General features: G+C 43.5%; 19 protein-coding genes and 1 other annotated feature (1 of these 20 running past the window's edge). Of the genes, 15 read left to right on the top strand and 4 right to left on the bottom strand.

All coding sequences use genetic code 11. The features are described 5' to 3' along the window. Positions 1-178 (top strand) — a binding site (T-box leader) (it extends 20 nt beyond the left edge of the window). A 244-nt stretch (positions 179-422) separates the two neighbouring features. The 3 genes from leuS to BUB11_RS06535 all read left to right on the top strand — a co-directional run bounded on the left by leuS (position 423) and on the right by BUB11_RS06535 (position 7,007). Beyond that, the gene (leuS, locus tag BUB11_RS06545) at positions 423-2,900 is read left to right on the top strand and encodes a leucine--tRNA ligase (protein ID WP_073028715.1); all 2,478 of its coding nucleotides are present in this window, start codon (positions 423-425) and stop codon (positions 2,898-2,900) included. A gap of 202 nt (positions 2,901-3,102) precedes the next feature. Continuing rightward, the gene (locus tag BUB11_RS06540; protein WP_073028713.1) at positions 3,103-5,238 is read left to right on the top strand and encodes a cell wall-binding repeat-containing protein; all 2,136 of its coding nucleotides are present in this window, start codon (positions 3,103-3,105) and stop codon (positions 5,236-5,238) included. A gap of 443 nt (positions 5,239-5,681) precedes the next feature. Continuing rightward, a complete protein-coding gene (locus tag BUB11_RS06535) occupies positions 5,682-7,007 on the top strand; it encodes a PhoH family protein (protein ID WP_073028711.1) in 1,326 nt (441 codons plus the stop codon). 303 nt (positions 7,008-7,310) lie between these two features. Here the strand turns inward: BUB11_RS06535 and BUB11_RS29045 are convergent, their stop codons facing one another. Then, positions 7,311-7,637 carry a DUF3102 domain-containing protein gene (locus tag BUB11_RS29045; protein ID WP_073028709.1) on the bottom strand — a complete coding sequence of 109 codons (327 nt, stop codon included), beginning with the start codon at positions 7,635-7,637 and terminating at the stop codon, positions 7,311-7,313. 474 nt (positions 7,638-8,111) lie between these two features. Here BUB11_RS29045 and BUB11_RS06525 point away from each other — a divergent pair, with 474 nt between their 5' ends. Both BUB11_RS06525 and BUB11_RS06520 read left to right on the top strand, forming a co-directional pair. Then, a complete protein-coding gene (locus BUB11_RS06525) occupies positions 8,112-8,723 on the top strand; it encodes a ComEA family DNA-binding protein (protein ID WP_073028708.1) in 612 nt (203 codons plus the stop codon). Continuing rightward, complete coding sequence (locus BUB11_RS06520) at positions 8,720-11,179, top strand: DNA internalization-related competence protein ComEC/Rec2 (RefSeq protein WP_073028706.1); 2,460 nt, start codon at positions 8,720-8,722, stop codon at positions 11,177-11,179. The genes BUB11_RS06525 and BUB11_RS06520 overlap by 4 nt, the downstream gene beginning before the upstream one ends. Before the next feature lie 352 nt (positions 11,180-11,531). On the opposite strand, the gene BUB11_RS06515 is transcribed toward BUB11_RS06520, so the two are convergent. Then, positions 11,532-11,813 (bottom strand): type II toxin-antitoxin system RelE/ParE family toxin, encoded by a 282-nt coding sequence (locus tag BUB11_RS06515; protein WP_073028704.1) that lies wholly within the window; start codon positions 11,811-11,813, stop codon positions 11,532-11,534. Next, positions 11,813-12,079, bottom strand: a complete 267-nt coding sequence (locus tag BUB11_RS06510; RefSeq protein ID WP_073028703.1) for a hypothetical protein — start codon at positions 12,077-12,079, stop codon at positions 11,813-11,815. Before BUB11_RS06510 ends, BUB11_RS06515 begins: the two co-directional genes overlap by 1 nt. Before the next feature lie 537 nt (positions 12,080-12,616). Between BUB11_RS06510 and BUB11_RS06505 the strand changes: the two genes are divergently transcribed. The 3 genes from BUB11_RS06505 (at position 12,617) to holA (ending at position 14,353) form a co-directional block, all read left to right on the top strand. Continuing rightward, complete coding sequence (locus BUB11_RS06505) at positions 12,617-12,850, top strand: type II toxin-antitoxin system Phd/YefM family antitoxin (protein WP_073028701.1); 234 nt, start codon at positions 12,617-12,619, stop codon at positions 12,848-12,850. Beyond that, positions 12,828-13,247, top strand: a complete 420-nt coding sequence (locus BUB11_RS06500) for a type II toxin-antitoxin system VapC family toxin (protein ID WP_242947472.1) — start codon at positions 12,828-12,830, stop codon at positions 13,245-13,247. Before BUB11_RS06505 ends, BUB11_RS06500 begins: the two co-directional genes overlap by 23 nt. A gap of 77 nt (positions 13,248-13,324) precedes the next feature. After that, entirely contained in the window at positions 13,325-14,353 is a 1,029-nt protein-coding gene (holA, locus tag BUB11_RS06495; RefSeq protein WP_073028699.1) for a DNA polymerase III subunit delta, read from the top strand. 118 nt (positions 14,354-14,471) lie between these two features. Here the strand turns inward: holA and rpsT are convergent, their stop codons facing one another. Continuing rightward, positions 14,472-14,744: a 30S ribosomal protein S20 gene (gene rpsT / locus BUB11_RS06490; RefSeq protein ID WP_073028697.1), complete on the bottom strand. Its 273-nt coding sequence runs from the start codon at positions 14,742-14,744 to the stop codon at positions 14,472-14,474. A gap of 200 nt (positions 14,745-14,944) precedes the next feature. On the opposite strand from rpsT, the gene BUB11_RS06485 reads away from it, so the two are divergent. The 7 genes from BUB11_RS06485 to nifH all read left to right on the top strand — a co-directional run bounded on the left by BUB11_RS06485 (position 14,945) and on the right by nifH (position 21,197). Next, positions 14,945-15,274, top strand: coding sequence for a phage holin family protein (locus BUB11_RS06485; RefSeq protein WP_073028695.1), 330 nt, complete (start codon positions 14,945-14,947; stop codon positions 15,272-15,274). A 101-nt stretch (positions 15,275-15,375) separates the two neighbouring features. Further along, the gene (gene spoIIP, locus BUB11_RS06480) at positions 15,376-16,467 is read left to right on the top strand and encodes a stage II sporulation protein P (RefSeq protein WP_073028694.1); all 1,092 of its coding nucleotides are present in this window, start codon (positions 15,376-15,378) and stop codon (positions 16,465-16,467) included. A gap of 133 nt (positions 16,468-16,600) precedes the next feature. Continuing rightward, positions 16,601-18,169 carry a murein biosynthesis integral membrane protein MurJ gene (gene murJ, locus BUB11_RS06475; protein WP_073028692.1) on the top strand — a complete coding sequence of 523 codons (1,569 nt, stop codon included), beginning with the start codon at positions 16,601-16,603 and terminating at the stop codon, positions 18,167-18,169. Between the two features lie 451 nt (positions 18,170-18,620). Beyond that, positions 18,621-19,046: a HutP family protein gene (locus BUB11_RS06470; RefSeq protein WP_073028891.1), complete on the top strand. Its 426-nt coding sequence runs from the start codon at positions 18,621-18,623 to the stop codon at positions 19,044-19,046. A gap of 563 nt (positions 19,047-19,609) precedes the next feature. Continuing rightward, complete coding sequence (locus tag BUB11_RS06465; RefSeq protein ID WP_073028691.1) at positions 19,610-19,927, top strand: P-II family nitrogen regulator; 318 nt, start codon at positions 19,610-19,612, stop codon at positions 19,925-19,927. Between the two features lie 2 nt (positions 19,928-19,929). After that, positions 19,930-20,313 (top strand): P-II family nitrogen regulator, encoded by a 384-nt coding sequence (locus tag BUB11_RS06460; protein ID WP_073028689.1) that lies wholly within the window; start codon positions 19,930-19,932, stop codon positions 20,311-20,313. Positions 20,314-20,369: 56 nt separating this feature from the next. Continuing rightward, positions 20,370-21,197 carry a nitrogenase iron protein gene (nifH, locus tag BUB11_RS06455; RefSeq protein WP_073028688.1) on the top strand — a complete coding sequence of 276 codons (828 nt, stop codon included), beginning with the start codon at positions 20,370-20,372 and terminating at the stop codon, positions 21,195-21,197. Positions 21,198-21,234: the final 37 nt, after the last annotated feature.

The raw sequence follows: 21,234 nt of genomic DNA, 5'->3' as shown, positions 1-21,234 counted from the left end.
CAGTACTGTGGAACCCTCTTAAGAGAGGCGGCGGAAGGTGCAAGCCGTTATTGGGAACTTCGGGAACTCGCCCTGGAGCTGTGTTCAGGTTACAATGAACACCGGTGCGAACCGTTAAGATCGCTTAAGCACTAATGAAGATGGGTGGTACCACGGGAGTAGATCTCTCGTCCCTTTAGGGACGGGAGATTTTTATAGTTCAGGGCATTATAAATTGACAGTATCATTCAGAAATGACAACTTTCTTGAAGGCTTTCTTGCCTTCTATGAGCTGAGCCAGGGTCTTGGTTCTAGCCAAGTTTCTTATATTAGTTCAGATCCCTATGTTTCGGCAATACTAATGAGTGGATAAAATATAACTAATACTTATTTCAAATTAGAGAATATACAGTGAGTGACTTATTCTAAGGGGGAAGGTTTTTATGCAAGAGAGGTACTCGTTTCCTGAGATCGAATCGAAGTGGCAGAAAGAGTGGGTGGATAGCAAAGCTTACAAAACGGAGGAAGATTCCTCAAAGCCGAAGTATTATGCTTTAGCTATGTTTCCTTATCCTTCGGGAGATTTGCATATGGGGCATGTGCGTAATTATTCTATAGCGGATGTTATTGCTCGCTATAAGCGAATGACGGGCCATAATGTGCTTCACCCCATCGGATGGGACGCATTTGGCTTGCCGGCGGAAAATGCCGCCATTAAGCACCAGACTCCTCCGGCAGACTGGACTTGGAAGAATATCGCGAATATGCGGCGCCAGCTCCAAGAGATGGGGATTTCCTATGACTGGGACCGGGAAATGGCGACATGTCATCCGGGTTATTATAAATGGACACAGTGGTTGTTTTTAGAGTTTCATAAACATGGTTTGGTGTATAAGAAGAAGGCTGCCGTTAACTGGTGTCCTTCCTGTGCCACAGTGCTCGCTAATGAACAAGTTGTGGACGGCGGGTGTGAGCGGTGTGATACGCTGGTGACAAAGAAAAGTCTGGAACAGTGGTTTTTCAAAATCACGGATTATGCGGATGTCTTGCTTCAGGATCTCGATAAGTTGCCGGGATGGCCTGAAAAGGTTAAAACTATGCAACGCAACTGGATTGGCCGTTCTGAAGGCGTGGAAGTGAACTTTGCGCTGGAAGAGCGTCCTGAGAAGATCTCCGTATATACCACCCGAGTTGATACTCTTTTTGGGGTGAGCTATTTGGTCTTGGCTCCGGAACACCCACTCGTCCTTGAACTGGTGAGTGGGACAGACTACGAGGCAGATGTGTTGGCTTTTATTGAAAAAATGAAAGGTCTCAATGAAATTGCCCGAACTTCTACGGATGCAGAAAAGGAAGGGTTGTTTATCGGGGCACATTGTCTGAATCCCCTGAGTGGTAAAAAAGTGCCTATTTGGATTGCTAACTATGTTCTGTTGGAATACGGAACCGGAGCGGTCATGGGCGTGCCGGCTCATGATGAAAGGGACTTTGAATTTGCCACGAAGTATAGCTTAGAAATTAAAACAGTTATTGTGCCTCCCGGGAGCTCACCTGAAGCGAAGGATCAACCCCTCAAAGCGGCTTTCACAGGAGAAGGGATTATGGTTAATTCCCATGCCTTCGATGGACTCGGCAGTGATGAGGCTTTGGAACGGATTGCCGATGAAGCAGAGCGCCTGGGTATTGGTCAGCGGAAGGTTAATTTCCGTTTGCGTGATTGGCTGATTTCTCGTCAACGTTATTGGGGCGCGCCTATTCCTATGATTTATTGTGATTCCTGCGGAACCTTACCGGTTCCGGAGGAACAGCTGCCGGTGATGCTGCCGCCGGATGTGGTCTTTAAAGCAGGGGAAAATCCCCTTGCTACATCCCCCTCGTTTATTGAAACGACATGTCCTAAGTGCGGGGGCGCTGCTCGGCGTGAAACGGATACGATGGATACCTTCGCCTGTTCTTCTTGGTATTTCCTTCGTTATACTGACCCTCGTAATGATGAGGAGGCCTTTTCTAAAAAGGCGGTTAATCAGTGGATGAATGTCGATCAATATGTTGGCGGGGTAGAACATGCGATTCTGCATCTGCTATATGCGCGCTTTTTTACGAAGGGCTTAAGGGATTTTGGCTACTTGGAAGCGGATGAACCTTTCCAAAACCTGCTAACCCAAGGTATGGTTTGTATGAATGGCTCAAAGATGTCTAAATCCAAGGGGAATGTGGTTAGCCCCGGAGCAATTATTGGGAAATATGGGGCAGATACGGCCCGTTTGTTCATTCTGTTTGCTGCTCCACCGGAGAGAGATCTGGAATGGAGTGATCAAGGGGTTGAAGGGTGTTATCGTTTTCTGAATCGAATTTGGCGCTTGGCTGCTCAATATGAGCCACTTTTAAAAGAGCACCCAACGGACAGATGGGGGAAATTAGACCCAGTCAGTAAAGAAATGCGACGCCACACACACATGGCTATCCAGAGGGTAACCGTTGACATCGGAAAGCGTTATAACTTTAATACTGCCATTAGTACTATTATGGAATGGGTTAATGCTCTGTATATCTATAAGGAGCAGCCGACAGCGGATGCTGCAGTGGGTCGAGAGGCTTTGGAAGGGATTCTTATACTTCTTGCCCCGATTGCTCCGCATATTACGGAAGAACTTTGGCGAGAACTTGGACATACAGAGAGCATTCATTTACAGCCATGGCCTATAGTGGATGAAGCGGCTCTCGTACAAGATGAAGTGACGGTAATTCTTCAGGTGAACGGGAAAGTTCGGGAACGGATTCAAGTGGCTGCGGAAATTTCGGCTGCTGACCTGGAAAAACTAGTGCTTGCTCAGCCTAAAGTTGCTGAATGGACTGCCGGAAAAACCATCATGAAAGTCATTACGGTACCGGGGAAGCTGGTTAACATTGTTGTTAAGTAAAAAATAGTCTAAAAGGGTGAGTTTGCCAGAGGCAAGCTTGCCCTTTTTAACCTACGTTCACATACTACTGATGCAGGGTTATGGCATATATATACTAATGCTGGAATTATTGTCTATAATAAATTTCCTGAATAAGGAGGGATTGGAGCTTTATCGTAGAACTAATATAGATATATAATAGCTGTTTTTAAGGAGGAAAAAAATGAGATCGAAGATGAAAATGACTTGGCTTGTGGGATTATTAACATTAATGCTGGCAGTAACGGGGTGCAGTCAGAATCAGCAGGTTCTTTTTGATGCTTCTATGAAGATGCAAGATGTGACGTCTCTGCAACAGCAGACAACCATAACCTTACAATTAAGTGGCTCGGATTTTGATCCTGATGTCCAACAACAAATAGATACGGCTAAGGCATTTATGAATAATGCTAAACTGAGTTTGGATACTAAAACCAGCACTAATAAAGAAAAGACTGTTGTTAAATCACAAGTTGACATGGACTTGGACTTACAGGGTATGAGCTTCAATATGCCTGTTTGGGTAGACTCGGATTTGACCGGTGATACTCCAAAATTCATAGAGATTATTAAAATTCCACAAATAGCATCAGCATCTTTACCGCCACAATTTGCGGGTAAGGAATATATGGTGATGAATCCCTCTAATATGGGTGCATCTGAACCTATGAACTTTAGTCAGCTTACGGATTTCATTAATAATATGCAATCAAAACAAGTTGACTTTTTAACTAGTTATGCTAAACGCTTTAATCCGGATGTAAATGTGGTTTCCAAGGGAAGTCAGTATGTAGAAACCAACGATGGCCGCAAGTCGGCAAAACTTTATGAAGTGAAGCTCAACGACGCACAATTAAAGGAGCTTATCCGATATACGGTCAATAATTTCACCCAGGACGAAGAGGCAATGATGTTTGTTAAGGAGTTTATGCATTCAATCCTGGAACTCAGTCAGCTTCCGGAAGATGCAAACACCTTAAGCGAATTTGATAAAGCCTTTGAGGATTTTGATGCTGATAAGCAAGAGTTTCTAACTGAATTTAATAAGGTTATGGATCAATTTGACGATGTAACCTTTTTAGGTGATGAGGGCATCAAGTTAGAATATGCTATTGTTAATGGATATGTTGTAAAAAATAGCGGGATCATTGATCTTGAAGTAAATTTAGGCGAGATTAATCAATTGATGAATAATCTGACGTCACAAGAGAGTACATCTGAAGAAGTAAAAGGCAATTTAAATCTGAAGGTGAGCTTTAGTACTGTTACTTCGGGAATCAACCGCCCGGTTGAGATTGAAATTCCGGTATTAAATGAAAACAACTCCTTTGATTATATGGATTTTATGGAATCTATGGTACCTGCAGTAACTGCGGAAGGCTCGATGCGTTTGGCAGGGCAAGACAGCTACAAAACAGCCAGAACTATTGCTGAAGAGTATGAGAGCGGCCAATGCGATAACATTATCTTAGTATCCGGTCTCAACTATACAGATGCATTATCGTCTAATATCTTGTCCAAAAAATTTAATGCTCCAATTTTACTGGTAGGAGCTACGGTTGAGGAATCCTCAGAAGCATTTGATTATATTGCTAAACATTCGAAACCTGATACAAAAATACTTATCATTGGCGGAACTGTAGCGATTAATTCGGCCTTCGAAACAGAACTTATTAAAGGTGGACATGCAAACATTGAACGCATAAGCGGGTTCGATCGTTACGAAACAGGTATGGCTGTAGTGGATAAGGCTAATGTAGGGCCGGGAACGCCTGTCGTCATAGTTTCAGGGGAAAGTTTCCCGGATGCGCTTAGTTCTGCCAGTCTTGTAGGTTCAAAACAGTACCCTACACTCTTGGTTTCTCAGAACTCTCTTGCGGATAGAACGAAAACTTATATTTCCGGTAATCAGCCTACTGCCGTATATATTGTTGGCGGAGCGTCTGTTATTTCCCAGTCCGTAGAAGCTCAAATTAAAGAGTTAGCCCCTAATGCTGCTATTAAACGCCTTGCAGGAAATGATCGCTTTGATACGGCGGGCGTTGTCCTTAACGAGTTTTCAACTAATCCAAAAATCATTTATTTAGCAAATGGCTTTGATTTTCGAGATGCCATTGCCGGAAGTGCATTAGCGGCAAAGACCGGTGATCCGGTCCTTCTGATTGACCCTGCTCTTAGCACTCTGCCCCCAGCAACGGAGGCTTACCTCACAAAACTTAGAGATGCAGGTAACCGTCCTATGGTTCGGGCCTTAGGTGGATCGGTTGTTGTTCCAGACAGCCTTATAAAACAGGCTGAAAGCCTCCTTTACGGGAAGTAGGCATAAAGATTGGACAGGTGGGTCCGTTCTTTGTATTAAAATGCAAAGAACGGACCCTTTTTTATGCTTATCCTTAACATTTCTTTAACATACTTGATAGGCTATACTTTACACCCATGTGCTATAATTTTACTAACCAAGCGGATGAAAGTTCTTGGTTTGAATGCCCTCGCATCCTTGCTTTAGTCTTGACCCTTTGACACTTGGCACGGCTTGTGTGATTGACTATGCTCATTGATATTTCTCTGGGGGATACATTGAGGCCGTCTTCAGGTTTATGCCAATTCGGCTTGAGCGTCATGAAATTTGTTTTGCGAATGGTTAGTCAGGCAGGGAATATAGTATTAGAGAGATTCGGATTCTATATCGCAGTGGCAATAAGGAGATTGTGGAAAGATTTGGAATATAGTATAAAGAGATAGTTGAAGAAGGGGTGTATATAGTTGCAAAAAGTATATGTACTCGATTCAAGTGTATTACTGCACGACCCAAAGGCTATAGTTCAATTCCAAGATAACGAAGTTATTATTCCTTACGTGGTTTTAGAGGAAATAGAAAGTAAGAAGCGTCTCTTAGAAAATATTGGTCTGGCTGCTCGGGAGGCTATACGTTATCTGGATCGTTTACGGGAAAAGGGGCAACTTTCCAAAGGGGTGCTCTTACCAAACGGTGGTAGGATTCGGATCGAGTTAAATCATTACTCTAATGAGATTTTGCCCCTAAATTCGGATTTAGGGTTGGCGGACAATCGGATTCTAGCAGTCTCCCTAAGTTTAACCCGGGAGGAAGAACGCCCTGTTATCCTGGTCACTAAAGATATCGCAATGCGTGTTAAAGCCGATGCTTTAGGAATTTTAACCGATGATTATCATAATGACAAAGTGGCGTTGCCTTCTATTACGGAGGAGATATTAACTCTGCCGTTAGATGATCACGAAGTTGGGGCACTTTACCAAAACAAATACATTCCATTAAAGTCACCGCTATCTCCTAACCGATGCGTAAAAGCAGTTTTAAGTGATGGCAGTGTCTTGCCCCTTGTAACCTCTGTGGATGGGGATAAGCTCGTCTATCAAATGGGGAAGGGTCTCGCTCCTTGGGATATCAGACCTAAAAATTTAGAGCAATCCTGGGCCCTGGAAATGCTCAACAATCCAGAGATTAAATTAGTTAATTTGATGGGACCGGCAGGTACCGGGAAGACGTTACTTGCTTTAGCCAGCGGTTTAGAGCAAACTGTTCACGCTGAAATCTATGTTAGAATGCTTTGTGCACGCCCGATTGTTCCCTTCGGTAAGGATATTGGGTTTCTTCCCGGGGAAAAGGATCAGAAAGTGCGTCCCTATATGCAACCTATTTATGATAACCTTGAGTTTTTACTGCGGGCTCGGCGTGATAAAGAACGCGAAAGAGGCAGTGAATCGGTGGTTGAGAGCGCTATTGATCTTCTGATTAAAAAAAGGCAGCTTGAAATTGAAGTATTGACTTATATCCGGGGTAGAAGTATTCCTAATCAGTTTATTATTATTGATGAAGCTCAAAATCTTTCCGCTCATGAGGTGAAGACGATTATTACTCGTGCGGGTGAGGGAACGAAGATTGTGCTTTGTGGAGATCCGGATCAGATTGATCATCCTTATTTGGATAAAGAGAGTAATGGATTGGCACATCTGGCTCATCGGTTAGCTGGGCAATCTTTTTATGGTCAGGTTCGGTTGGTTCGTGGGGAGCGAAGTGAGTTGGCAACGCGGACGGCGGAGTTATTATAGGGGACTTGTGTCACAAAGCGCTCGGTGCTTACGACGCAGAGCAAACTAACCGTTTAAGCGACTGGCTTTGGGGAGCGGGGTTCCCGCCAGATGAGCCGTCCCTGGCTCACTGGCGGCAGTGTACATCCCTGTACACTGCCCCGCGTTTCGGGTCGGTCGCTTAAACGGAAGTTTGCTTAGCTGCTTACGTAAAGACGTCGCGCTCTTGAGACACTGCGTCCTGGTCTGGGGACGGAGGGGGAGACGGCACATAGATGTGCACCGTCCTGTTTATGGGGTCGATTGGATGAGTTGGTTATTCTGTTAAGTAGGGCTTGCTAATTTATCGAAAAGTCTAGACTTCGCAGGGTTTACGGGTAGTGTCTTAATAAATAATGTGCATGGAAAAACAGCCTTTGGCGTCAAAAACCGTGCACATGGAGTTAAAATCAAATGTTGCACCGGTGCAACATTTGGCCTCTCTTCCCCGACGGGGGAGTAACTCACTGATTCAGTCGGCCATTTAAGCCACTCTTCATGGGATATCTGCTCAACGGCGTTGCTAAGCAGCATTTTGCCGCTTTGTTCCTTAATAAAGTTAAGCTCGGACGCGATTTGCTCAGGCGTCCTGTTGGAAACTTCCATCCTCATACCGGCTGCCCATCCTTAGCGGATTGCCCAAAGTCTGAGTTGGATATTAAGGTGGAAAAATCGTAAGATTCTGGTTGCCTAAGAGTAAAAAAGGGGGTTTGTTAGCAAAAGCCCTAAGTAGAGACGTCGGGGGCGCTTGAGACACTGCGTCTTGGGCTGAGGACGGAGGGGGAGACGGCATATTCATGTGCGCCCTCATGTTTAGGGGGTGAGTTGGGGAATTGAGATTAATTCCAAACATATGATTACTGGAATCCGTATTTAGAAATAGATAGGGATTTTTTATTTTGCCAGTATTTAAAGGTCGGGTGAGCATTATTTTCTTTGTAAACTGCAAGCAAATCCACTAACAAAATTCTAAAAATACCTAATGCGACAGGATAAGTGAGTCTTCGCGGCAGGAAAAAGAAGGAATAAAGCGGAATTGAAGCAGACTAGTGGGATAATGATTTGATAGGCGGGGGGCATGGGTAGATGGATCGAAAGCTTCGCTATGCTTGGTGGTTTGTGCTGGTTGGCCTGGTAATTCTGGCGATTTGGAAGCTTTTTCTTCCTCATGGTACCTATGCCTATGTTCAAAAAGCGGATTCAAGTCGTGAGATTGTTGTGTATGTTGCGGGGGCGGTTGAAAAATCGGGACTTGTTCATTTAGCGCCTGATGCTCGTTTGGATGATGCTCTTAAGCAGGTTCAACTGTTGCCTGAGGCGAATTTAGAGAGTATGAATCCGGCTGAAAGGCTTAAGGATGGTCAAAAGATTACTGTTCCGCGTAAGGCTGTGGTTATTTCTCCGGATCTTGCTCTGGCTGGGAATTCAAGTGATCCCGGAGGGGTGGGTTCGGTGCCGGTTGTTTCTTCTGCACCGGTTGGGGTTCCGGTGTCGGAGGGCGGAAAAATAAATATTAATACTGCCGGAGCCGCGGAACTGGATAAACTGTCCGGTATTGGTCCGGCGTTAGCGGAGCGAATTATTCAATATCGGGCTGAACATGGCCTTTTTGCTAAGGCTGAAGATTTACAGAATGTTTCTGGTATCGGTCCCAAGACTTTCGAGAAGATGGCGTCTCAAGTGACGGTTGGACCATGAGAGATCCTTGGATTATTCGAGGGGTGGCTCTCTTGGTGGGAGGTCTTTCTGGGGCTTACATTCCGGTGCAAGGACGTTTTTGGATTTTTGGGATTCTTATTCTGTTAGGGGTACGCCTATTATGTTGGCGTCCTCGTGATTTTTTTGGGAGACTGTTTCGTCCGGAGATTCCATTGTTGGCAGCGAGTCTTTTGCTCGGTTTTGTTTATGGGGCACTTGGGGAGCGTTCTTTGGCAGAACCTCTTATTTTAGACCGTGTGGAAATTGTTGGTCTCATTAAGGATTGGAATGTTGCTAAGGATAAGGTTGTTGGAGTGATAAGCGTTAAGGAAGGGGAGGTTAAGGGGCAGTCTTATCGGTTAACTGTTTATCCGGATAGCTTGGGGGAGTTTTCTGGGGAGTGGAAACGGGTTCAGCCTGGAGATTATGTCAGTTTCAGGGCTCACTTGGAGAGGCCTAAGTCTCTTGGTACACCAGGCGGGTTTGATTTGCGCCTTTATTATGGAGTTAGAGGGTTAAGCGGAAGTATGTATGCACAAGGGGATGCGGTGCTTCTCTCTGCGGGAGAGCCGAGTCTGACTTGGAAGATTCGTCAGCAGGTGCGAAACAGGCTTTTGGCTTGGGATTCGGAGGAGACGGGGGTATTAGAAGGGATTCTTTTTGGGGATTCAAGTCGGATACCCGAAGTGGTTCAAGAACGATATAAGGTGACTGGTGTGCTTCACGTTTTTGCTGCTTCAGGCTCCAATGTTGCTTTTGTGCTAGGGTTTTCATGGTTGATTTTAGGCTTTTTACCCATGCGGATCAGGATTTTTGGTACGCTTTTGGGGTTGGTGCTTTATGCTGCCCTTTGTGGGGGAAATGCTCCGATTGTCAGGGCAACAATTTTGGGTAGCGCCCTTTTACTTGGACGTTTGGGCCGGGGAAAAGTGGCTACCCTAAGATGGTTGTTTTTTGCTGCGGTGGGGCTTTTTATCTATAACCCTCTAATTATTCAAGATCTGGGGTTTCAACTGTCATTTGCAGCCGCTTGGGGAATCGTTGTGTTGACTCCAAGAATTCTTGAGGGGAAGTTTTTTGCAAATATTCCGAGGTTGCTTCGGTTTGCTTTTGCCTGTACCATAGCAGCGCAAGTGGCTACCTTTCCACTTCTGATTGCAGCGTTTCATCGTTTATCATTGATCGGTTTATTGGTGAATGTCTTTATTCTTTTTATCTTAGGCAGTGTATTGGAATTAGGGCTTATAGGGGTAATCCTCTCTTTTTCCGGAGTGTTGTCTGCTCCTTTGTTTCAGGCGAGTTTATGGTTATTAAAAGGAACGAATATTATTCTAAAGATGTTGGCAGAATTACCCTATGCTGATGTCTGGGTTTTAAATCCGGGGGGGATTTTTTGGATCATTTGGTATGGTGGAATCGGAATTGTTTTGTGGGGAAAAGAGCGTGCTCTTTTTACTCTGAAAGTCCGATGGGTTTACCACCGCAGAGGGTTAAGCATTATTGCCTCTAAGCTGCTTGAGGGATGTCCCTGGGAACTTTGTCAAGCGGTTCAACGAAAGTTAGTGAACTTGTCGTTTAGCCCCTTTGTTGTCAATCGGTTGTTGGTTCGTTGGGGTGGTATCTTACTTATTGTATTCTTACTGTGGAGTCCCTGGAATTCACAAACCGATCTGGAAGTGGTCATGATCGATGTAGGGCAAGGAGATGCGATATTAATTCGAGGCCCTGAGAAACAGGCAGTTTTGATCGATGCCGGACCGCGAAGTGATACCTTCGATGCAGGGGAACGTATTGTTCTGCCTTATTTATTAAATAGAGGAATAGGGCACTTGGATGCTTTATTGATTACTCATGAACATGCGGATCATATTGGTGGAGTACGGGCAGTGCTTGATAATATTCCCGCAGATTGGGTAGGGGTTCCTGCTGTAGGTGAGGGTCTGGAAAATGAGGAATGGCAAGAGGGACTCCCCTTGGGGTTAACCAGACAGTCAGAAAAACTGCGTATGCTTCAAGCGGGTGATCAAATTGATTTGGGATCTGGGGTCTGGTTGGAGGTTTTAGGTCCCCATCAACTTCTCGAAGGGACACATTCAGATCCCAACAATAATTCTTTGGTGCTTAAGCTTAATTATCTAAGGCAAAGCGTTATGCTCACCGCTGATATGGAGCAAGAAGAAATGCAGGACATATATGAGACAGGGGTAAATGTAGAAACAGATATTTTTAAGGTGCCGCATCATGGAAGTAGGTTTTCCTTGTATACACCTTGGTTAGACAGTATATATCCCCAGGCTGTATGGATTTCGGTAGGGAAGAATTCCTTTGGGCATCCCTCTCGGGAAGTGTTGAAGTATTGGGAGGAACGTCATATTCCAGTTTTTCGGACGGATAATCACGGGACAATACAACTTTTTCTAGGAGACAATGGGACTCAAATCATTCCCGGTCGTTAATTATAAAGATATTTATTTAGTTTAGATTGGGATTCCCATGTATAAAAAGGAAATACTGGGTAACAATAACAAGGAACATCTCTTTTCTCCTCCTCTTTCTTTTGCTCCTCCACTACCGTGGAGGGCTTTTTTTTGTTCTAGTCAGAAAGTATACCTTTCGTTAATACTTCAAGAAGGGCAATCCGTGCGAAGACAGTGTCTTCGGGCCAAGCCAATTTTTCAACAGAAATAAACCCGTGGCCACTTAAGTGTTCACGGGTTTTAATTTGATGTCAGTTATTTAATGGTTTATCTGTTCAGCTGGGGGTTTATGCAATCAGGATAATTATCGTCTAGGTGTTTCCGCTTTTAATTATTGTTCTCCAGGGAATAAAATTGCTGTAATAACAATGTCCTGTTCAATTACTTGAAAATAAATCCTGAATTTTTTCACAACAACCCGAGAAAATCCTTTAAACTTTCCAAAATCCTCAGTGTACGAACGGCTTAAGATTGGATTTAAAAGCAAATCTTCCGTTTCTAAGATGAGCTGTGCTACATAGTCAAAAGTTTCTTCAACAGTAAAATGCTCACTACGGAAAGCTCTTAGCTTCTCACGAACTGGTTCAGTCCAAATCACCGCTGTAGATTTCATTAGCTGAAATCCTTAATAGATAATGATTTTAGTAATTCATCGGTTGTGTAGCTTTTCCCGCTCTTATAAGCCTCCAAGCCTTCATTCATCATACGTTCGAGATTAGGATTGGCTTGAACGTCGGCTGCAATAGAGTTTTGGTCTTCGTCTTCAAAACGTATTGTAAATTTTCCTTTACCCGGTATGAACACCTGTCGAACTGAGTTCTCTTTACTCATGCTTTCGAATTGATCTAGTAGGTCTTTTGGAGAAAATACCGTTACCATCCTAACCACCACCATTCATAAAAGCTTAACCTTACTGTAGGTTTCTATGTAAAATTATACCACACACAAGGCTTGGTCTCAAGATTAGGGCTCACATGCAATTTCTATAGATTTGCTAACACAATAGTAAGATTCTTTGATTTACCTTCAAAATAGTGTTGGTCAATATAATCTGTCAGTTCATTGTACGATAAATCTTTGCTCTTAGCGTAAGTGGAAAAGCTGTAATACCCAATGACTAGCGCGATGCCAATTAATACCAACAACAATTTCGTCTTATCCTTTACATTTGTATATCCCCTTTTATGAGAGTGTATTACTCACTTTAATTAATTGACTATTGTTACACTGAAATTCAATTTTGAACATTCTCCTACCAATGATAACAACATGAGCTTAGATTTTTCTTTAAGGTCCCGATGAAGTAAAGAGTCTTTATCTAAAATGATCGCACAAATTATATTAACTATTTCGTGCGAATTTGGTATACTGATATAGAGCAGTTAATCTATTGTGTTTTGAACAGGAGGCGTTCAAATGATTATCACTGCAACTGAATTTAAAACAAACATCGGGAAATACCTAACCCTCGTTGCCAATGAAGAAATCATTATCACTAAGAACGGAAAGAGCATCGCAAAGCTTACCCATACGAATGAGGATAAGGTTGAGGTAGCAAAATCGTTGTTTAGTATTCTCTCCGGTGATGCTTCTTTAGAACAGGCAAGAGAGGAGAGGTTGAGTAAGCATGAATATGAGCGTATTGATTGATACCAATGTTATCCTTGATGCTCTGATCGGTCGTGCTCCTCACCATATTGCCGCTGAAAGGATTTTGCTATTGGTTGCTGAGGATAAATTAAACGCAGCTATAACTGCAAGTTCTGCTACCGACATTTACTATTTACTTCACAAGTATCTTCATGATGCGGATCAGGCAAAGCAAGTACTTTTAAAGCTTTTCAGACTTTTTGAGGTTCTTGATGTCACAGGAAGCGACTGCGAGAAAGCGCTCAGCATACCTATGCCCGATTATGAAGATGCCTTGTTGGCAACTTGTGCCAAACGGAGGAAACTTGATCTAATTATTACCCGCAATCTAAAGGATTTTGCTGAGTCGCCGATTAAAGCGATTACTCCAAATGACCTTTTAGCTAAATTTTTTTGAAAGAAAAAATTTATCGAGGAAACCGCCTTGGACTATTGAATTCATACCAACTATAATAAGCGATAGAGGTGGTTTAAATGCGTGAAATTGAACGAATTAAGGAAATCATAGAGAAGGGAAAGATTCCGCCAGTTTATCTATGGTATGGTGAGGATCGCTTTTTAATTAAGGAAGGGTTAAAAGTCCTTAAGTCGTTCTATTTCACGACGGATCCTTCTGGCAGCGGGATTGAAGTGGTTGACCCTAAAGAGTTGTCTCCGGCAGAGATTGTAGAGAGAGCGAATACCATGTCCTTCTTTGCCAACCGACTTGTGGTGGTTGACGATGCAACCTACTTTCAAGATGGGCAGACGGCAGATTTAGAGCCCTTTCTGGAATACTTTTCGAATCCTAATCCCTCTACCTGCCTTTTATTTATCGCTGAAAGTGTGCATAGAGGAAGAAAACTGTATAAAACTTTAGATCGTACCGGCGGGATATTGGAATTCTGTGCTCCGAAACGTCCGCAGGAGTGGCTCGCTTGGGTTCAGTCAGAATTAAAAATACGGGGAAAATCCATGGACAGTCAGGTGGCATCTCAGTTTATTGATTGGGCAGGGCATCAAACGGGTGTTTTAAGTCAAGAATTAGATAAACTCGTCATTTATGCAGGGGATCGCCCCAAGATAACCATGGAAGAGGTTAAAAAGATTACAACCCGTACGATTGAGGCCAGCATTTTTAATCTTCTGGATGCGGTGGCAGTTCGCTCCTCTGCAAAGGCTATTCAGACTTTGCGTGAGGTGTTACGTGACGAACATCCTTTAAAGGTCCTAACCTTAATGGTTAGGCAAGTTCGACTTCTCCTTGGCTGTGATGCTCTTCGGAAACGAGGGGGAGATGTATCTGAGGTTCCTTCTGCTTTAGGGATTAAACCCTATGAAGCCCAAAAGGTTTGGCAACAATCGCAAAGATTATCGACGAAACAACTGACCAAAGGGCTGTTTGAGTGTTTGAACACAGATGTGGCTTTGAAATCAGGGGGCGGGGATTCGGGATTGTTATTAGAAATGATGATTGTTCGGTTTTGTGGGGAGGAAGAAGGCGACAGGATTGGAACGAGGTGAGGGGACTCTTTGCATCATTGATGCAAAGAGTGTCATAGTGGCATGAGTATGGGCGCAGTAGAAGAAAGGCACAAAAAAAGAAGCGACAATTTGTCGCTTCTTTTTTTTGCAGGGATGTTTAGCCTACTTGGGCGAAATGCTTGCTGAATCTTCTCGTAAGACGGGACTTCTTGCGAGCAGCTAAGTTTTTATGAATCAAACCCTTGGAGGAGGCTTTATCCAAAGCACGAGCAGCCCTTTTCAAAGCGAGTGCTGCGGTTTCGGAATCCGTGCTGATTGCTTCGTCAAAACGGCGAATGGTTGTCCGTAAAGCAGATTTCGCAGCAGCATTTTTAATCGTGCGAGCTTTTCCCAACTCAACTCTTTTGATTGCGGATTTAATGTTTGGCACTAATAGTCACCCCCTTTGGTTATTGATATTATTCGCATTGTTGCACAAACTATATTCTAACATCAGGGTCCGAAATTATCAAGGAAATTCAGGAAATTAATACAATGTAAATAAAAATCGATTATTTTGTTTAAACTATACCTTGTATCAAATAAAACACAATTGAGTGTTAGTAAGAAAATAATTGGAGGGATTTGTAAATGATAGGAATGATCGTACGGTTTATTGTATCTGCTCTGGTTCTGCTTTTGGTGAGTTGGATTGTTCCGGGACTTCGTGTAGCTGGATTTACGGGAGCGCTTATCGCAGCTGCTGTGATTGCTATCCTGGGTTATGTTATTGAAAGAATATTTGGAGATAAGATTACTCGGATGGGACGCGGTTCAATTGGGTTTCTCACCGCGGCTGTTGTAATTTACTTCAGTCAGTATCTTGTTCCCGGATCCATTTCAGTTTCTATTATTGGTGCCTTGTTGGCTTCGCTAGTCATTGGAATTGTCGACAGCTTTGTTCCGACGACGCTTCGGTGAACATAATAATGTTAAGTCTTCTTTAGAAAATAATAGTTACAGGGTTCTACCTTGGACTTGTCCTTCATATTTCTTCAATAAGAGGAAGGGGGACAAGTCCTTTGTTACGGGAAGATTTTTATCATCGGCAAAAAAAGCACTTTAGAATTTGGACATTTAAAGAATGGATGCGTGGGTTTATGCTGGGAGCGGTAAGTCTTCTAGTGATTTTAGGATTAGGTTATGCCTTACGCAGCGGAAGTTCCCACCAGTTTGTTCACTTTCTGACTCAACAATCCTTTCCCTTTGAAGCCATTTTGTTAGAAGGGGCTCCGGGCTTTTCTCAACCGGAACGGGCTCGTATGGACTTAACCAGACATCAAGGCGCTGCAGTAAGCATGTTTTTATTGACAGGTGTAAATATTTCAGACCCTCGCACATTCTTTTTGGGATATTATTCTCATACTGCCCAAGGCCCCGTATGGTTAGGGTGGGCGTATAACCCGGACGATCCTGAGTTTGAGGGTCCAATCTTAGAACCGATTAATGGCCAGAACCCTAAAGAGAACGAGTCTCCTGATCCTTCTTCGCCTGCGGTACCAGGTGATGGGGAAGTGGTGGTAGGAGTTTATAACACACACAATAGTGAAAGTTATGCAGGAAATGGGGGCCCTGATCGGGTACAAGGGGAGAATGGAGATATAGTTACTGTAGGAGAGACATTAAAAAAAGCCCTAGAGAAAAATGGAATCGGTGCAGTACATGATGCGAAAATCCACGACGCAGTCGATTTTATGAAGGCATACAGTGAGTCTGTGAAGACAGCAACTCAATTGATTAAGGACTATCCTTCGATAAAGATATTATTGGATGTTCATCGGGATGGACTCCCGCCGGGATTTCCGAAGTCAACAGTCAAAGTGAAGGGACTAGCAAGCAGTAAAATTTTATTTGTGATAGGGAAGAGAAATCCTCATTGGCAGAAGAATGAGGCTTTAGCTAAGGAATTGATGGCGATAGGGGAAAAGAAATATCCGGGGCTTTTTGCTTCGAATATTAGTTATGCAGCCGATGCGAGGTACAACCAACACCTTTCTGATGGTGGATTATTGCTTGAATTTGGGAGTCAGTATAATACATTAGATGAATCTAATAGGGCAGCGGAGGCTTTTGCGGAGATTTTGGCTGAGTGGCTGAAGGAAGCACGGGATTGAGGACTTTCGCGTCTTTGACCAATGGGGATGAGTTTAAATTTATTTTGATTCGATTCCTGCCTTTTTTCGCATGGTGAAAAATGCTATAATTCGGATGGCAGAGTTAGCGATGGGGAGAAGAGGTTAATTCATTATGTCATCAACCAACCGAACACTTATGAAAGCGGCAGGGTTTCTTATGGCCGCTCAAATGGTTTCGCGCATTTTAGGTTTTTTGCGAGAATCATTGATGGCGGGTTTCTTTGGACAAAGTGGTGTCACTGATGCTTATAATACTGCTTTTGTTCTTCCGGATTTATTATATTGGCTTTTAGTAGGCGGAGTTTTGAGTGCCGCCTTTATTCCTGTCTTTTCAGAATTTATTGCTAAGGGTAATGAGGATGAGGGCTGGCGTGTGGTCAGTTCAGTTATTAATTTGATCTTACTTACTTTGGGAGTGCTTGTGCTTTTGGGGCTCTTTTTTACTCCCCAGTTTATTCGTCTGGTGGTGCCGGGGTTTGCACCTGAGAATATGGTTTTAGCGACTCATTTAACTCGAATTCTCTTAATTCAGCCCTTGTTTATGGCTCTAAGCGGGTTGACCATGGGGGTTTTGAATTCGTACAAGATTTTCTGGCCTTCAGCCTTGGGGACTGTGCTCTATAATGCATGTATTATCTTTTTTGGAACGATTTTAGCGAATCCGGAAAAACCTGAGAGCGTTTCGGGTTTTGCCTTTGGGGTGGTTGTTGGGGCTTTAGTAAGTTTTGCAGTTCAAATTCCGGCTTTGCGCAAGGTGGGGATACGGTATTATCCGATTATTGATTTGAACCATCCGGGTGTTCGTCTGATTGGGGCTTTAGCGGTACCTATTATTCTTAGTTATTCTCTCAACCAAATTCAGGTTGTTGTTAATAATAACTTTGGGTCGTTGCTCTTTCCGGGAAGTATTACTTCTGTCTGGTATTCTTACCGCCTTTTTCAGTTGCCTGTGGGGATCTTTGCTTTAGCTATTGCTGTGGCGACCTTTCCGACGATGACAGAACAAGCGGCTCTGAAGCGGTGGGATGATTTCCGGCAAACACTGTCGAATGCTATTCGCATGGTCATTTTCATAACCCTGCCGATTTCTGCAGGTATGATTGTGTTGCGTTTTCCCTTGATCCGTGTTCTATTTCAGCATGGTCAGTTTTCGGCGGACGACACATTTACCATGGCGATTCCTCTGTTCTATTTTTCGATAGGCATATCATCGCAAGCGGTCATTCAGATTCTGCCCCGGGCATTTTATGCCCTTCAGGATACTTGGACGCCTGTAATATTAGGAATTATCGCAATGGCTGTTAATATTTTAGCCATGTATTTATTGATTGGACCCCTGGCTCATGGAGGTTTAGCTTTTGCCACTACAATTGCAGCTTTTGTGAATATGTTGCTATTGTTTTACCTGCTGCGCAAGAGGTTAGGAAAAATGGACGGGTGGGCGATGTTTTGGACAAGTATAAAATCTTTGGCAGCTTCGATTATTATGGCAGTTGTGATCTGGGGGTGGAATGAATGGCTCACTCCGCTGACCGGTGTCCGTACCTTTGGTTCGTTGTTCATATTGGTAACGGGAACTGCAGTTGGAGTGATTGTATTTGCCGGTATGGCAAAACTTTTAAGGATGGATGAGTTTAGGCAGGTCATGGGTTTAGTGCGCCGAAAGATGGGAACAGGTTAAGCCGACGATTTAAGCTCACGCAGTAATTAAGTCATTTATTCGGAATAAATACTTAAATATTGCTGAGAATCGCTGATTGTCAGGATGATGTAAATTCAAGTAAAACAGCGTTACAGCTTAATATAGTACTTAAATATGATATATTTGATAGTATTACAACAGATTTGGTTTTTTTTGCTTGATGACAAAGAGCCCAATATCAAGTACTATATGGAATATACTTAGTGAAAAGGATTCGGCAATGGAGCCGTCATGATATCTTAAAAGATATCTGGCGGCTTTTTCTGATTCTAGTCAGGAAGTATAAGTGCAACGAAGGCGATAACTTGGGACATGTCCGGTGTTAATGTAATAAGCCTCCAACAAGTTTTAAGATTTAGCCTGAAGTTTGACGTACTAAGATTCTCAGCTTGTAACAAAGGGGGGGCGAAACTTGAAATCATCGATACCTATGGAAAAAGTTAAACCTTCCTTAGAACGCTCAGCCTTGTTGTTAGCTATGACACAGACCAGAGAGGAAGAGGAGAAACTTAAGAAGTCTCTGTTTGAATCATTTAATCTGCGTTGCGGTGTGACTGAACTTGGAGGAACTGTAGCGAATCTCCAACATACGGGTAAGCTTACAAATTCGGTGATGGCAACAGCCTTTAATACTGGGGTCATTCCCAAGGAAGACCGAAAGATTCATGCCCTTATCCATGCTACCTTAGAAGCGAGCAACAGTATTTTTATTCATACCAACAGCAATGCCAGTTTCGCTCTTAAAATTGGGTTAACGACAGACACCGAATGGATTGCGGTAGCGATTTATGGCCGTTCTTCCCTTCACCCTCTCTTAGAACACGCACGTGTAGGACTAGGTGTAATGCATCTTTGATTAGAGAAAAGGTTAAGAGTTGGGAATGAAAGAGTCAGAGAGTTAAATCGAAGTATAGGGATCTTGAGAGTATAGGAGCTGGGACAGAGTCAAATAGCTTTCAGATCGAAAGATACTAAGATAGCTGGATACCGAGATAGATAGATACTACTAGATACTAAGATAGTCAAGATACCAAGTATCGAGGAAACAAAGAATAAAGAATTTAGTGACAGAGTGAGAGTTAGAGTAAGTCTGAGAAGACTAAAGCGAATAATTATTTTCCCATAGTATAACTTCATAACCGGGCACCAAATCGAGCGTGGATTTGGAGCGGAAAAGTGTTTTAGAGAGCCCTTAATTATTTTAATTAATTAAGGGCTCTCTTTGTCTTTTCTCGCTGAACTTTCAGACAATTTCTTTCGCCGGCTCGGAAGGGCTTAGTGCCGAGATCAGAACACGATTTGCTTTGATAATTTGAAATGAGTGCTACTTAAGGGAGGTGATGCGGTGGACATTTATATAGACTCATGTAAGACTGCAGGATATGAAAAAGCGACTTAATTTTGAGGAGGATGAACTATATGAAAATGATTAGAGCAATTGTAAGACCCGATAAAACTGAGGCTGTGTCTGAAGCCTTAGCACAGGCCGGAATGCCTTCGCTGACAAAAATGCACGTCTTTGGGCGCGGCAGAACTAAAGGGATTCGAATTGGGGATGTGGTTTATGATGAGTTTCCCAAAACTCTGTTGCTCATGGTTGTTGAAGATGAAAAGCTGGATGAAGCTATAAGTGTCATTCTGGAGAGTGCCAAAACAGGAACCATGGGAGATGGAAAAATCTTTGTGACGGAAGTGGAAGAGGCTTATACCGTAAGTAAAGGGACAAAGGGGTTGTAACGATGAAGGAAATAATGATGGTGATTCGACGTCATCAGGTACCGGCGACAAAAAAGGCTTTTGAGGATGCAGGCTTTCCTGCTTTGACCATACAAAGCGTTGAAGGTCGAGGGAAGCAGGGGGGCATCGGGGGATGGGCAGCGGAGATTGATCCCGAATTGAATTCGGTGATGGGCGGTGAAAACACTGATGAGCCCAGATTCCATTGGATACCCAAACGGTTGTTAACCCTTGTGGTTCAGGACGATCAAGTAGAAGATGCCGTCGGCGTGATTATTAAGGCTAATCAGACGGGGCACATGGGGGATGGTAAGATCTTCGTCTGTCCATTGAAAGAGGTTGTTCGGGTTCGCACGGGGGAAGTGGGAAAAGAAGCAGTTGTTTAGATCGATATAGGAGTTACTCAGAAATTTGATTAGGTAAGTTAAGGAGATGTATTGATATGAGACAAATCGCGATATACGGCAAAGGCGGTATCGGAAAATCGACCACAACCCAAAACACGGTTGTCGCACTGGCTGAAATGGGCAGGAAGATTACGATTGTCGGCTGTGACCCTAAAGCAGATTCCACACGTTTGATTATGCACACTAAAGCCCAAGCAACGGTTATGGACTTAGCTCGTGAAAGAGGGACTGTCGAAGATCTAGAACTGGATGAGGTTTTGATGCAAGGGTTTTTAGGCGTTAAATGTGCAGAATCCGGTGGTCCGGAACCGGGTGTCGGTTGTGCCGGCCGTGGGGTAATCACAGCCATTAACTTCCTGGAGGAAAACGGGGCGTATACAGAGGATACGGATTATGTGTTCTACGATGTTTTAGGGGACGTAGTTTGCGGCGGATTTGCCATGCCGATCCGCGAGAATAAAGCCAAGGAAATCTACATTGTTGCCTCGGGAGAAATGATGGCCATGTATGCAGCCAATAACATTTCGAGAGGAATCTTAAAATACGCGACAACTGGGACTGTTCGTCTGGGTGGTTTGATTTGTAACAGTCGCCAAACAGACAAAGAACTTGAATTAATGGAAGCTTTGGCCAAAAAAATTAATACTCAGCTGATTCACTTCATCCCCCGGGATAACGAGGTCCAACGCGCTGAATTGCGTAAAATGACCGTTATTGAATATAACCGAACCCATAAACAAGCTGATGAGTATCGAACATTAGCCAAAAAAATCGAGGACAATAAAATGATGACCATTCCGACTCCGATCTCAATGGAAGAGCTAGAAGAGTTATTGATGGAATACGGAATCATGGAAATGTAAGATCCGCTAGTTGTAGGATTATTGAGGGGGGACAGCG

The organism is Desulfosporosinus lacus DSM 15449, assembly GCF_900129935.1.
Classification (GTDB): domain Bacteria; phylum Bacillota; class Desulfitobacteriia; order Desulfitobacteriales; family Desulfitobacteriaceae; genus Desulfosporosinus; species Desulfosporosinus lacus.
Note: the sequence above shows the minus strand (reverse complement) of the source record. Positions and strands in the feature narration are given on the sequence as shown.

Excerpts from the sequence above, each read along its gene's own strand:
- BUB11_RS06470 (WP_073028891.1), top strand. The coding sequence starts at position 18,621 with ATGGAAAAAGTTAAACCTTCCTTAGAACGCTCAGCCTTGTTGTTAGCT.
- BUB11_RS06525 (WP_073028708.1), top strand. The coding sequence starts at position 8,112 with ATGGATCGAAAGCTTCGCTATGCTTGGTGGTTTGTGCTGGTTGGCCTG.
- BUB11_RS06515 (WP_073028704.1), bottom strand. The coding sequence starts at position 11,813 with ATGAAATCTACAGCGGTGATTTGGACTGAACCAGTTCGTGAGAAGCTA.
- nifH (WP_073028688.1), top strand. The coding sequence starts at position 20,370 with ATGAGACAAATCGCGATATACGGCAAAGGCGGTATCGGAAAATCGACC.
- holA (WP_073028699.1), top strand. The coding sequence starts at position 13,325 with ATGCGTGAAATTGAACGAATTAAGGAAATCATAGAGAAGGGAAAGATT.
- BUB11_RS06485 (WP_073028695.1), top strand. The coding sequence starts at position 14,945 with ATGATAGGAATGATCGTACGGTTTATTGTATCTGCTCTGGTTCTGCTT.
- murJ (WP_073028692.1), top strand. The coding sequence starts at position 16,601 with ATGTCATCAACCAACCGAACACTTATGAAAGCGGCAGGGTTTCTTATG.
- BUB11_RS06460 (WP_073028689.1), top strand. The coding sequence starts at position 19,930 with ATGAAGGAAATAATGATGGTGATTCGACGTCATCAGGTACCGGCGACA.
- BUB11_RS06465 (WP_073028691.1), top strand. The coding sequence starts at position 19,610 with ATGAAAATGATTAGAGCAATTGTAAGACCCGATAAAACTGAGGCTGTG.
- BUB11_RS06540 (WP_073028713.1), top strand. The coding sequence starts at position 3,103 with ATGAGATCGAAGATGAAAATGACTTGGCTTGTGGGATTATTAACATTA.
- BUB11_RS06505 (WP_073028701.1), top strand. The coding sequence starts at position 12,617 with ATGATTATCACTGCAACTGAATTTAAAACAAACATCGGGAAATACCTA.
- BUB11_RS06500 (WP_242947472.1), top strand. The coding sequence starts at position 12,828 with ATGAATATGAGCGTATTGATTGATACCAATGTTATCCTTGATGCTCTG.
- BUB11_RS06520 (WP_073028706.1), top strand. The coding sequence starts at position 8,720 with ATGAGAGATCCTTGGATTATTCGAGGGGTGGCTCTCTTGGTGGGAGGT.
- BUB11_RS29045 (WP_073028709.1), bottom strand. The coding sequence starts at position 7,637 with ATGAGGATGGAAGTTTCCAACAGGACGCCTGAGCAAATCGCGTCCGAG.
- leuS (WP_073028715.1), top strand. The coding sequence starts at position 423 with ATGCAAGAGAGGTACTCGTTTCCTGAGATCGAATCGAAGTGGCAGAAA.
- BUB11_RS06510 (WP_073028703.1), bottom strand. The coding sequence starts at position 12,079 with ATGGTAACGGTATTTTCTCCAAAAGACCTACTAGATCAATTCGAAAGC.